We start from the raw sequence: 13,131 nt of genomic DNA on the forward strand, positions 1-13,131 counted from the left end.
AAAAATAAAATGTTAAAAAATAAATTAACCGTCTCAGTACCCTATTTTTGTATGTTTTAAAAACCCAACCTTTACCAATTGGGTTATATTTTAAAATCTTAATAATACATGAGCAAAAAAGAAGCCGAAAAAGATCCGCATAGAAATATAATTATAAAAGGTGCTCGTGTGCACAACCTTAAAAACATCGATGTTGCGATTCCAAAAAATAAATTGGTGGTGGTAACGGGCATGTCGGGTTCGGGGAAATCTTCTCTCGCTTTCGATACTTTGTATGCGGAAGGACAACGCCGATATGTAGAAAGTTTATCATCATATGCCCGCCAATTTATGGGACGGATGAATAAACCGGATGTAGATTATATTAAAGGTATTGCTCCGGCTATTGCCATCGAACAGAAAGTAATTACTTCCAACCCACGATCAACTGTGGGTACTTCAACCGAAATTTACGATTATTTAAAGCTTCTTTTTTCGAGGATCGGAAAAACCATTTCACCAATTTCTGGCAAAGAAGTGAAAAAGGATTCAGTAAGCACTGTGGTTGATTATGTAAATGGCTTGCCTGAAGATACTACAGTAACAATTTTTTGCCCGTTATATCCGCACAATAACCGCACAATAAAAGAGGAACTGGCCATTTTGTTGCAAAAAGGTTTCCTTAGGGTATTGATTGAAAACAAGATTTTGAAAATCGAGTCAGTTTTAGATGATGCTGATTTTAAAGATGCAGAATTAACTGATGATAAAACTGTACAGATTTTAATTGACCGGATTGTAACCAACCAGGAAGAGGAAACGCTGAGCAGATTGGCAGACTCGGCACAAACTGCTTTTTTCGAAGGGAAAGGTGATTGTTATGTAGAAGCGGAAGGCAAAACCAAACATTTCAGCGATCGCTTTGAGCTTGATGGAATTAAGTTTGAAGAACCCACGCCGAATTTTTTCTCGTTCAACAATCCATATGGTGCATGTAAAAGATGCGAAGGTTATGGAAATGTAATTGGTATTGATGAAGATTTGGTTATCCCTGATAAGAGCAAAAGTGTTTTTGATAATGCAATAGCGCCCTGGAGGGGAGAGAAGATGAGTGTGTGGCTGCAAAACTTTATCAAAGCTTCTTCTAAATTCGATTTCCCTATTCACCGTCCATTCAGTCAGCTAACTGAAAAAGAGCAGCGACTACTTTGGACGGGCAATAAATATTTTGCCGGATTGGATGCTTTTTTCAAAGAACTGGAAGAACAAACTTACAAAATCCAATACCGGGTGATGTTATCGCGCTACCGTGGCAAAACAACTTGCCCGGAATGCAAAGGATCTCGCTTACGTAAAGATGCTTCGTACGTAAAAATTGCAGAAAAATCAATCATTGATGTGGTATTAATGCCATTGGCGAAGGCCTTAACTTTTTTTAATGAGTTAAAATTAAATGCTACCGACACAAAGGTAGCCAAACGTTTGCTGGCAGAAATTGATAATCGTTTTCTGTACCTAAATAATGTTGGTTTAGGTTATTTGACCTTAAACCGTTTATCAAATACTTTATCAGGAGGGGAATCGCAAAGAATTAACCTGGCCACATCTTTAGGAAGTAGTTTGGTTGGTTCTATTTATGTGTTGGATGAACCCAGTATTGGATTGCATCCCCGTGATACCAATAAACTGATCGAGGTATTAATCTCGCTGAGAAATGTTGGCAACACTGTTTTGGTGGTTGAACACGAGGAAGAAATGATGCGTGCGGCCGATTACATTATAGACATTGGTCCTGAAGCAGGAACACATGGTGGAAATTTGGTTTTCAGTGGTGACTACGAAGAAATTTTAAAGGATAAAAATAGTTTAACAGGCCGTTACTTATCTGGTGTGGAAAAAATTGCCATTCCGGAAAAACGCCGTAAATGGAAAGATCATATTCTGATTAAGGGCGCCCGCGAAAATAATCTACAGAATGTTGACGTAAAATTTCCATTAGGTGTGTTTACAGCTGTAAGCGGCGTTTCGGGTTCAGGTAAAACAAGTTTAGTTAAGAAGATTCTATATCCTGCTTTACAAAAAGCCATTGGCAATTATGCCGGAGAACAAACCGGTGCTTACGATGGAGTTTTTGGTAATTATGATTTAATCAGCGCTGTAGAATTGGTTGATCAGAACCCAATTGGCCGCTCGAGCAGATCGAACCCGGTGACCTATGTAAAAGCCTGGGATGATATTCGTGCTTTGTTTTCTGGACTGGCTTCGGCAAAAGCTGCTGGCTTAAAACCTGCTGCATTTTCTTTTAATGTGGAGGGTGGCCGTTGCGATGTTTGCCAGGGAGAGGGTGAAGTGAAGATTGAAATGCAGTTTATGGCCGATATTTATCTGCCTTGTGAAGCTTGCGGTGGAAAACGTTTCAAACAGCAGGTGCTGGATGTAACCTACAAAGAGAAAAACGTTTCCGAAATTCTGGATATGACCATTGATGAGGCTGTGGAGTTCTTTAAAGATGATCAGAAAATTCTGAATAGACTAAATCCTTTGGTTGATGTTGGATTAGGTTATGTGCATTTAGGCCAATCATCTAATACGTTATCGGGTGGGGAGGCACAACGCATCAAACTTGCATCTTTCTTAATCAGGGGAAATAATGCAAGTAAAACATTGTTCATTTTTGATGAACCAACAACCGGATTGCATTTTCACGACATTAAAAAACTGCTAAAGGCGCTTAATACATTGATTGAACAGGGAAATACGATTTTGGTAATTGAGCACAATATGGACATGATCAAATGTGCCGATTGGGTAATCGATATTGGTCCGGAAGGGGGCGACGGTGGTGGCCAGGTAGTTTTTGAAGGTATTCCGGAAGATTTGGTTAAAGAGAAAAGCTCTTACACCGGAAAATATTTAGCATCGCATTTAAATTTAAATCCATAATTTCGGCAATGCTTTTTCTAACCTTTTTTATAGGCATCGTTCTCAATGCCATGGGCTATATTCCTCCAGGCAATATTAATTTAACTGTAGCGCAGCTTGCCATTAATAAAGGTATGCGCCAGGTTTGGTACTTTATTATATCGTTCTCCTGTGTTGAAGTATTTTTTACTTTCGGTATGATGCGTTTTGCCCGCTGGGCGATGAGCGACATCAACCCTAATGAGGCGGTTAGCGAAGTTAGATTGGGAACATTGGTAGACTGCTTTATGATCCTGATGTTTATTACGATGGGTACCATTACCTGGGTAAACCGTAAAAAAGCACCGAAAACAAGCAGTAAAAAAGAAGATAAGCGAAGCGGAAGCGTATTATATGGATTGATACTTGGCGTATTAAATCCTGTTCAAATTCCTTTTTGGCTATTTTTTGGTAACTATGTAATCCTGCACGAATGGATTGAAACTGACTATTTATCACTGGTTATTTTTGCGTTAGGATCGGGATTTGGTTCAGCCGGAGCACTATATCTTTATGCTCATTTTGCCACATTTATTCAGGAAAAGTTTGCCTTGAGCAGTTTGATTATCAATAAATCAATCGCCATATTTTTATACGTTTTAGCGGCTTACCTGGTGGTTAAACAATTGGTGATTTTGTTATAATTGGGCTTTTCGTCATTGATGTGGTGTTTAGGCGGTCTTCATTCTGAACTTGTTTCAGAATCTTAATTAGCTATAGATTTCATTATTTGGAAATGAAAGTTCTGTTTTAATGGCGGCTTTCGGCCCCGCCAAACACTTTATCCCGAGAAATCGGGATGCTCGTTTATGTCGGGTTTAGGTACAATGGATTGTGCATAAAACCGTTCATAACTGAATCTAAATTAAGTTAAATAGCCCCGACATAAGCGGAAATACTTTTGGTTGCACCATATTCAAATGCGGGCAAACGCTAACCAAAAGATTGCAGCATTGGCGGGACTGAAGCTACCTTATTGCTACTGTTTTTGCGCTACAAATTATTTATAGCTAACGTGATGTATAAATCAATCGTTTTTATAAAAATTAGATTGCTTTCCCGAAGGTCGAATAAACTGTGCTTCGATGAAATCTGTTAATTTCTTACTTCAAAAACTCTACATTCCAGATTTTTTCGGCTTTTCTGCCAATTAGCCAGAATGATGCAGCCAATACCGAGAAGAATAGTGCTTTGTGCCAGCTATCCCAAAAATATTCGAAATAACGGGTATAGAGGTTGATAAACAGGAAAGTGATACCGAATTCCCGGGCAATGTCATCATGGTATTTTAAACCAAACAGTGTACTGGCTACACAAACCACTGCCGAAATTAATGCCCAATAAAACAGGCTTAATTGCCTTACGGAGTACCATTCTTCTAAGCTGGCAAAGTTGCCGAAAACAGATAATGCCCAAAGCGAAACAAACAGATAAACCATTCCCGCGATATAAGTGACCTGAAAGAAATGTTGTGTTTTAGGTAGCGCTTTCATGATGAAAGATGCTGCGGTTAAGGATGCACCAAATACCACAAACCGAAGCGGATAGTTCATACCTAAGAAGTAATAATTCCAGCGGCTTAAATAACCTGTTTCCGTTCCAAACCAGGCGCCCAATGAAATCAATGCAAATACCCAGATTAATCTTGAGTTGAAGATATAACCCAAGCCACCGTAAATAAAAACCGAAATTAAAATTAGGATAGAGAAATTGCCTGAACCATTATCTACTGCTTTACCGAAATAGGCAATTGCGTTGGCGGTGAGCAAAATAGCCGAAAAAACAATGGCCTCGTTGCTGAATTTTAAATGTGATAGTTTTTTCTTCCTCCTGAAGCCGAGAATATACAGCCAGGCAGCTAAACCGCCAGAAATAATCGCAATTACAATATTCGGCGTATTATAAACCCGTTTCAGGTAGTTCAATATCGAATTATCTATTAATAACGAACCCAGGGCGATAAAACCACAAGCCAAGGCCACCCAGAAAGCATATTGTGCCAGCCGAAGCCAATCGAAATTTTTGGCTTCGTAACTTTTGCGGAGTTTGTTACCTGTTTCTTCTGTAATAAGGCCATCGTTTTGCCATTGCTCAATTACATCATCAAGAAACTCACTCTTTTCTCTGTCAACTTTCATAGCTTAGGTTATACACGAAGATATGTTTTTTAGATGGTAGTCGGAAGACCGGAGTCCGAGGATTAGTTTCGATAGTCCAAACTTCCGTCCTCGGACACCGGACTTTAACGCTATATTACTTCTTTAATCTTTTTGTTATTGCCAACAATCCAGATCACATCTCCATTGTCGAAAACAAATTCGGAAGTGGGATTTAGAATTCTTTCGGTGCCACGTTCGATACCTACGATTAAAGCCTGGGCTTTTTCGCGGATACCTGCATTTCTGATACTTAATCCATAAACAGGCGATTCGGTATTGACCACGACTTTCTGCAGCGTCATTTCTTTATCAGGGAAACTTTTTTCCTGTTCTGTTTCAGGGGTATCAACTTCCAGTAATGCCTTTACTGAAGCAAGTTGATCATCGGCTCCAATTAAAAGCAAATTATCATTTGGGTAAAGCCGTTCATCTCTTCCCGGAGTAGGGATATTGATTCTACCACGTTCAATCAGGGCGATATTTACGCCATGTTTTTCTCTGATCATTAGCTCTGCAAGCGTTTTTCCAACCACTTCCGATTCAGGAGACACCTTAATCTCTGTTAAATGCGTATCCCAGGGTAAAATGTCGGGTTTCTGATTTTCCCTGGCATTTAAATTAAGCATAAAACGCTTTTCGAGTTTGTTATAAAAGGCCTGTAATTTTCTGGAGAAAATAACCATCACCAACACAATCAGCGCCAATGCAATGCCTGCGGCAATCCAGGTGTCGAAAAATTCGTACATCAAAAAGCCGACAAAAAATATTCCAAGGGCAATCCTGAAAACCTCAATTGCAATTAGTGGGCCGCGGGTAAATTTTTTGTTCAGCCATAGGTGAGAATAAGCAGTTTTCTGTATTCTTCTGATGGATAATGCCCATAAAAACGGCGCCATTAAAATAAACGAGGCGATTAAACTGATGATGGTAGATTGAATGCCGTTAACCACATTTTTGGCGATAAATGGCTGTACGTACCTTGATGCCAGAAAAATGACCGCGATAATAATTACAGAGTGGATAACGGTATTGAAAGCATAACTTCTTAACAGAATTTTCCAGTCGCTTAAGGTGGTAATTCCGGCTGTACTGGAGCTGTATCTCGCTATGCCATCAAGCCATTTTTTAGGTAAAATTCGGTTTAAGAAATTATAAAATGATTCGGAATGTTTGATGAGGTATGGTGTGGTAAAAGTGGTAATGGCTGAAGCCGCCACTGCTATAGGATATAAAAAATCGCTGGTAACTTTTAAGGTTAAACCTAATGTAGCAATGATGAAGGAAAACTCGCCAATTTGAGCCAGGCTCATACCCGCCTGAACTGAGGTTTTTAAAGGTTGACCTGAAAGCAACGCTCCCAGACTTGAACTCAGAAATTTACCTAAAATGGTTGCAAGGGTTACAACAACAATGGGTAAAGCGTAATCGACTAAAATTTTTGGATCGATGAGCATTCCAACTGATACGAAGAAAACTGCCGCAAATAAATCTTTAACCGATTTTGTGAGGTGTTCTATTTTTTCTGCCTGAGTAGTTTCTGCCAAGATGGAACCCATGATAAATGCACCCAAGGCTGGAGAGAAACCAACTTTTACGGCTAATAGAACCATGATTAAACAAAGTGCCAGGGAAACCACCAGCATGGTTTCGTCGTTCATTAATTTTCTGGTTGCCTTTAAAAAACTTGGAATTAAGAATATTCCACCTAGAAACCAAAGCACAAGGAAGAAGGCAAGTTTTAGTATCGATATGAGCATTTCGCCGCCCTCAAACTGCTGACTTACTGCCAGCGTTGAAAGTAAAACGAGCAATAAAATAGCTACTAAATCTTCTACAATCAACACACCAAAAACCAAACCTGCAAACTTTTTATGTTTAACGCCGAGTTCTTCAAACGCCCTGATAATAATTGTAGTGGATGAAACGGAAAGAATTCCACCCAGGAATATGCTGTCCATGGTTTTCCAACCCATTAATTTACCAGCAGCAAAGCCAATTAACAACATGAAAACAACTTCAACTACAGCAGTAATGGAGGCAGAACCACCCACTTTTACCAGTTTTTTGAAACTAAATTCTAATCCTAAACTGAATAAAAGAAAGATTACGCCAATTTCGCCCCAAATGTTGATGCTTTTGGTATCGGTTACAGATGGGAAAAAATCAAGATGAGGGCCTACTAAAAGGCCCGCCAGGATGTAGCCCAAAACTAAGGGCTGTTTTATCTTTTTAAAAATGAGGGTTGTAATTCCTGCGGCGGCAAGAATTAATCCTAAATCGGCAATTAAATCGGGTAAATGCATTGATGAAATGGTAATGATTAAAATAATTTTTCAAACGCTTTTTAGGCTTGAATTTTAAAATCCACATTGCTGTGATCAAATCAATTATTTACCAAAAAACATGTTTTGGGTACAGCATTTTAAATAAACACCGGTAGCTATACTTTAATTTTCTGAGAATTATTTTGCATGTTAAAAAGTGGTTTATGAAAAAGTTGCCTCCAATACCAACCAGCAATAAGAAAGAAAGTGCAATTTTTAGGGTAATATAATTGATCCAATCTTTCTCCAGGGTTTCATTTTCCATGGCGGAGTCTGCATTAAGCTTAAATAGCTTTTTATCAGAAAGAAAACTCAATTTGGCTTTTTCAAACTGATTGTCATGATGTTTTGCCTGTGGTAAAGCACTGGCAAAACTATAGCTTAAGCAGATAAATATGATGATGTAAAAAAGCCTCATTGCCGCTAATATAACGATTTTGAGGCTTTTATTGGAGGGAATTTTGATTAATGGCTATCTTGTGATGCAAAGAATGCAAGTGTAGCCTCTTTATCTTTTTGTAATTGCAAGGTGAGTGCTTCCAAACCGGTGAACTTTACATCGTGACGCAAAAATTTCAAAAAGTTCATCTTGATATCCTGCCCATAAATTTCCTGGTCGAAATCAAATATATTTACCTCAATATTCCTGGTCATTCCGTTAATGGTTGGGCGTTGCCCGATGTAGGCCATACCTCTGAAAGTTGAAGGTTTAAGGTTTAGGGTTGAAGGTGTAGGGTTTATGTCGGTATCTCCACTTTGAGGTTTTGACTTTTCACTTTCACCTTCTAAACTCATTTCAACGGTAACGGCATAAATTCCATCGCCCGGAATAAGCTTGTAAGTTTCTTCTACAAAAAGGTTAGCAGTTGGAAAACCAATTGTACGACCGATTTTATCTCCCTTAATTACCCGGCCAAATATCGAAAACGGGTAGCCGAGATAGTCTGCAGCTAAACCAACATCGCCTGCCAGAAGTGCCTGACGTATTTTAGTGGAACTCACTGCTACATCATGAATATCCTGTTCCATAATTTCTTCTACAGTGAAGCCAAAATGAACACCAGCAGCTTTTAAATCAGTTAGGTTACCGGTTCTGTCTTTGCCGAAACGATGATCATAACCGATGATGATATGTTTGGTGCCGATATTTTCAACCAATGTATGTTGTATATATTCTTCAGGCGTTTGATTGGAAAAATCCCTCGTAAACGGCGTGATTATTAAATGGTCAACACCAAGTTCTTTCAAAATTGCGGCCTTTTCATTAATGGTGTTAATCATTTTCAGATCCTGGTTTTCAGGATCGATAATCATTCTCGGATGCGGAAAGAATGTTAAAATGACACTTTCGCCATGGTCGGCTTTAGCTTTAGCTACCAGTTGCATGATGATTTTTTGATGCCCAAAATGTACGCCATCAAAGGTGCCAATGGTTACTATAGCATTGTCTAATCTTTGAAATTCTGAAAGGTTTTGATATATTTTCAAGGGATGGGAAAAATTAATGTAAAGAATGGCGTTTAACTACGCCGCCTTTTAAATCTGCAATTTGTTGCTGAATAACGAAAGCATCAGCATCAATTTGCCTGATGGCCGATTGCAATTTGCTCATTTCGAGTTTGGTTACTACAGTAAAAATAATATCGAGGTCTTTCTTCTCTCCATAACCACCTTCTCCTTTATAAATGGTAACCCCACGTTTCATGTCATTGATGATAAAACTCTTAATGTCATCCTGACGTTCAGAAATGATGGTTACGCCGGTATACTGTTCCAAGCCATTAACAATAAAATCTATGGTGCTCGATGCAGACAGATAAGTTAAAATGGCATACAGTGCGGTTTCGATATTTAAAAAGTAAGCAGCGAAGGCAAATATGATGATGTTTAGGATTAAAATGATATTGCCAACCGTTAACACGCTGTTTTTACTGATGTAAAGTGCTAACACCTCGGTTCCATCAATCACACAACCGCCTCTCATGGCCAAACCAATGCCACCGCCTAAAAACAATCCGCCGAAAAAAGCAATGAGCAATTTATCGTGGGTAATGGGCTCAAATGGTAAAACGATCAGCGCAACCGCCAGCGTTGCAATAGCAAGGGCTGTTTTAATGGCAAAAGCTTTTCCGATTTGCCTGTATCCTAAAATTACAAAAGGAATGTTGATGATTGCAATGAGGTAGGAGAGGTTCCACTTTGTTAAAGTGCTGATCAAAAGTGAAATTCCCGTAACGCCACCATCAATAAACTCATTTGGCATCAAGAAGCTTTTTAAACCGAAACATGCAGAAGTTACACCGGCTACGATCAGCAGGACTTCCTTTACAAATCGTGTGTTTCGGTTTTTAATGTTGTTCATATCTGCGTTTCCGTTTTAGCTTCTTCTTTCTTGCTACGAATATAATTAACGAGCTCTAAAACCTCAAACGAATTGGAAAGCAAAAAGTTTCCGCTACGTGTACGGGTTAGTTTTGATAAGTAAGCGCCGTTGTTAAGTTGTTTGCCGAAATCGGATACGAGCGAGCGGATATAAGTGCCCTTGCTGCAAACAATTCTAAAATCAACTTCTGGTAATTCTATTCGGGTAATTTCAAATTCTGGTACGTTTACAAAACGCTTGCGCAGTTCCACTTCTTCGCCAAGTCTGGCTTTAACGTACAAACGCTCACCGTTTACTTTTACAGCCGAATGTGCAGGTGGATATTGTTCTATGTCGCCGATAAAAGGTTTGCAGGCGTTGTAAATATCTTCGTTAGAAATATTGCCGATATCAAAGCTTGCATCCACTTCAGTTTCCATATCGAATGATGGCGTAGTGGCGCCCAGAATCATGGTGCCTGTATATTCTTTTTCTTCTGCCTGGAAGGTGTCTATTTGTTTAGTTAGTTTCCCGGTGCAAATGATTAACAATCCGGTTGCCAAAGGATCCAGTGTGCCTGCATGGCCAACTTTCAGCTTTAATGGCTTTAAAGAATTACGAATTTTGCCCACCACATCAAACGATGTCCATTTGTAGGGCTTATTAATCAGCAGCAGTTCGCCTTCGGCAAAATTGAAATCTTTGAACTTTGTATTTTCTGTACTCACAAATCTTTTTTGCGCAAAGATACAGATTATATAATTTGTAAGTTATGGCCAGTCATCAATAGGATAATAATGATCAAACCCGCTACTATTCTATACCAGCCAAACATTTTAAAGCCATGTTTATTAAGGTAGCCAATAAAGCTTTTTATCGCTAGTAAAGCAACAATAAAAGCCACAACGTTGCCAATAATTAATAAATTGGTTTGTTCTGGCGTAATGGTATTTCCTTCTTTATAAAAATCAAAGAGTTTTTTTCCGGTGGCGGCAAACATGGTTGGGACAGCTAAGAAAAATGAAAATTCGGCTGCTACTTTTCGGCTTAGCTTTTGACTCATACCACCTACAATGGTTGCTCCGGAGCGTGAAACACCCGGAATCATGGCGATACATTGAAAAAAACCAATCTTTAGGGCTGTTAGATACGTAACATCATCTTCCTCGTTAATGGTTGGTTTGTTAAACCATTTGTCTACAAACAAAAGAATAATTCCGCCTACCAAAAGCGAAATGCCTACTGCCATCGGACTTTCCAGAAGTTCATCAATTTTTTTGCTGAGTAATAAACCGAAAATTGCCGCAGGAATAAAGGCAACTATCAGTTTTATATAGAAGTTAATCGATTTGAAAAACCTTTTGAAATACAATACCACTACAGATAAAATTGCACCCAGTTGGATAGCCACCGTAAACAGTTTAACAAAAGGATCGCTGGCTATCCCCATAAAAGAGGAGCCGATGATCATGTGCCCCGTACTTGATACAGGTAAAAATTCAGTTAATCCTTCGATTATGGCAAGAATAACAGCTTCGAAATAGTTCATAAGTTTAGTGGCGGGATTACTCCCATCTTAATTTTACGTTGTAATTTTTTAATTTTTGATCCTTAGAAACTAAGATCAGATTTTCTGCGATTGCCTGAGATACAATAATTCTATCAAAGGGATCATTATTAATAAAATCAAGATTTAATAAAGTGGAAAGATGGATTTCATTTATTGAAATGATTTCAATTTGATTTTTCTCAGCAAATCTAAACAACTCGTTATAATCAATATGCAATTCGAGTTTTCCTATTTGTTTTTTTATGGCAATTTCCCAAAGCGATGCAATGCTTAAAAAGCAGGTTTGATTAATGTCAGAAAGGTCCTTTTTAATAGAGGCTGGTAATTGATTATCACCACCTAAAAACCATAGAAATGTATGTGTGTCTAACAAAAAAGCCATTAAATGTAATCAGCAAACATTTCTAATGGATCGTCAAAATCTTCGGATAATTTAATTTTGCCTTTGGCCGCACCAAACTCACGTGATTTAAGTTTAGATTTTATTTTATTCTTTGTTTTTAAAAATTCTACAAAATCTGCAACCTCTTGCCTAAGATTCATTGGAAGAGAATTAATTTCAATATTAAGATTTGTAGTCGTCATAATTTAAAGATAACAAATTGACGCCGATATAGTTAAATTATTTTTTTAATATAGCGTAGATTCCGAAGGCGAAACCAAACAATACCACAAGCGGGGCCAATAAGGTTCTTCTAAAATCGTAAATATCGCCTTCGGTTCCCATCATCAAAATAAAACCAAGAGCAACAATTGCCATGCTGATTAACAATAACTGGTAATTTTTCTTAGTGAAAACCAATTCGCTTTTAACGTCCTTAACTACCGGACCTGATTTTTTTTCTAATGCCATTATCTATATAAATTATAAGATTTCAAACGTAAATACCTGCTTACTGCAAACCATGTACTTAAACCTGTAATAAAAATTCCGATGATGATCAGCGCAACAAATACAAAACCAAATTCTTTGTAGTTGTTTAATATGATGATCTCAGGCACTTCTTTGCGGGCATAAATCAAGGTAGCAAGCAAAATTATAATCGCAATAAAGGCTGCAATTAAACCATGCAAGGCAGCAAATAATAAGAAAGGACGTCTGATAAAATTTTTCGTTGCACCAACCAGCTGCATACTTTTAATTAAAAATCTTTGCGAATAGATGGCTAAGCGTATGGTGTTGTTTATCAATGCGATAGAAATCACGAGCAGTAATGCAGCGAAGGCTAAAATAATCAAGCCAATGGTGTTAATATTTTTGTTCACCATATCGATTAATGAACTTTGATAAACAACCTCTTTTACAACCGGGTTTTTAGAAATCGATGCTTTTAAACCATCAATACTTTTGTTGTTGGCATATTCTGCTTTTAGGTAAACATCAAACGTTGAAGTAAGTGGATTATAGCCTAAGAAATTAACAAAATCTTCACCTAAATCCTGCGTTAAATTTCTTGCAGCGAGTTCTTTATTAACGTATTGTGTTTGTTTTACCGCTTTATTGGCGTTTAATTCTTTTTGGAACGCTAAAACATCGGTTTCTTTAGCACCTTCGTCAACAATGATGTTTAAAACGATATTTTCTTTAACGTAGTTAGACAGGTTTTTGGCATGTACAAGTACCAACCCAAGCAGCCCAAGCATTAATAAAACCAACGCAATACTAATAATAGTAGAGATGTATACCGTTTTGGTTTTCTTAGATGCGTCACTTACTTCGAATTCTTCCATGTATTTCAATTTTGTTTTTGCGAAAATATAAATTATACCTGATAA

General features: G+C 38.0%; 12 protein-coding genes. 2 read left to right on the forward strand and 10 right to left on the reverse strand.

Annotation, left to right across the window (positions count from 1 at the left end):
• Positions 1-108 precede the first annotated feature (108 nt).
• Both uvrA and R2Q70_RS13545 read left to right on the forward strand, forming a co-directional pair.
• Positions 109-2,922, forward strand: a complete 2,814-nt coding sequence (gene uvrA / locus R2Q70_RS13540) for an excinuclease ABC subunit UvrA (protein WP_316808102.1) — start codon at positions 109-111, stop codon at positions 2,920-2,922.
• A gap of 8 nt (positions 2,923-2,930) precedes the next feature.
• Positions 2,931-3,584 carry a LysE family transporter gene (locus R2Q70_RS13545; RefSeq protein WP_316808103.1) on the forward strand — a complete coding sequence of 218 codons (654 nt, stop codon included), beginning with the start codon at positions 2,931-2,933 and terminating at the stop codon, positions 3,582-3,584.
• Between the two features lie 459 nt (positions 3,585-4,043).
• On the opposite strand, the gene R2Q70_RS13550 is transcribed toward R2Q70_RS13545, so the two are convergent.
• From R2Q70_RS13550 to R2Q70_RS13595, 10 genes are all read right to left on the reverse strand, one after another.
• Positions 4,044-5,078 (reverse strand): DUF2157 domain-containing protein, encoded by a 1,035-nt coding sequence (locus R2Q70_RS13550; protein ID WP_316808104.1) that lies wholly within the window; start codon positions 5,076-5,078, stop codon positions 4,044-4,046.
• A 110-nt stretch (positions 5,079-5,188) separates the two neighbouring features.
• The gene (locus tag R2Q70_RS13555; RefSeq protein ID WP_316808105.1) at positions 5,189-7,402 is read right to left on the reverse strand and encodes a cation:proton antiporter; all 2,214 of its coding nucleotides are present in this window, start codon (positions 7,400-7,402) and stop codon (positions 5,189-5,191) included.
• A gap of 486 nt (positions 7,403-7,888) precedes the next feature.
• Complete coding sequence (locus R2Q70_RS13560; protein ID WP_316808106.1) at positions 7,889-8,911, reverse strand: bifunctional riboflavin kinase/FAD synthetase; 1,023 nt, start codon at positions 8,909-8,911, stop codon at positions 7,889-7,891.
• Between the two features lie 13 nt (positions 8,912-8,924).
• Complete coding sequence (locus tag R2Q70_RS13565; RefSeq protein ID WP_316808107.1) at positions 8,925-9,785, reverse strand: YitT family protein; 861 nt, start codon at positions 9,783-9,785, stop codon at positions 8,925-8,927.
• Positions 9,782-10,513 carry a tRNA pseudouridine(55) synthase TruB gene (truB, locus tag R2Q70_RS13570; RefSeq protein WP_316808108.1) on the reverse strand — a complete coding sequence of 244 codons (732 nt, stop codon included), beginning with the start codon at positions 10,511-10,513 and terminating at the stop codon, positions 9,782-9,784. The genes R2Q70_RS13565 and truB overlap by 4 nt, the downstream gene beginning before the upstream one ends.
• 26 nt (positions 10,514-10,539) lie before the next feature.
• A complete protein-coding gene (locus R2Q70_RS13575) occupies positions 10,540-11,334 on the reverse strand; it encodes an undecaprenyl-diphosphate phosphatase (RefSeq protein ID WP_316808109.1) in 795 nt (264 codons plus the stop codon).
• Between the two features lie 16 nt (positions 11,335-11,350).
• Positions 11,351-11,737, reverse strand: a complete 387-nt coding sequence (locus R2Q70_RS13580; RefSeq protein WP_316808110.1) for a type II toxin-antitoxin system VapC family toxin — start codon at positions 11,735-11,737, stop codon at positions 11,351-11,353.
• On the reverse strand, positions 11,737-11,940 hold the full coding sequence (locus R2Q70_RS13585; RefSeq protein WP_316808111.1) for a DUF2281 domain-containing protein: 204 nt from the start codon (positions 11,938-11,940) through the stop codon (positions 11,737-11,739). Before R2Q70_RS13585 ends, R2Q70_RS13580 begins: the two co-directional genes overlap by 1 nt.
• Positions 11,941-11,977: 37 nt before the next feature.
• Positions 11,978-12,208: a DUF3098 domain-containing protein gene (locus tag R2Q70_RS13590; RefSeq protein WP_316808112.1), complete on the reverse strand. Its 231-nt coding sequence runs from the start codon at positions 12,206-12,208 to the stop codon at positions 11,978-11,980.
• Positions 12,208-13,086: a cell division protein FtsX gene (locus R2Q70_RS13595; protein ID WP_316808113.1), complete on the reverse strand. Its 879-nt coding sequence runs from the start codon at positions 13,084-13,086 to the stop codon at positions 12,208-12,210. The genes R2Q70_RS13590 and R2Q70_RS13595 overlap by 1 nt, the downstream gene beginning before the upstream one ends.
• Between the last annotated feature and the right edge of the window lie 45 nt (positions 13,087-13,131).

Origin of the sequence: Pedobacter agri (assembly GCF_032678665.1) — a bacterium.
Lineage (GTDB): Bacteria > Bacteroidota > Bacteroidia > Sphingobacteriales > Sphingobacteriaceae > Pedobacter > Pedobacter agri_A.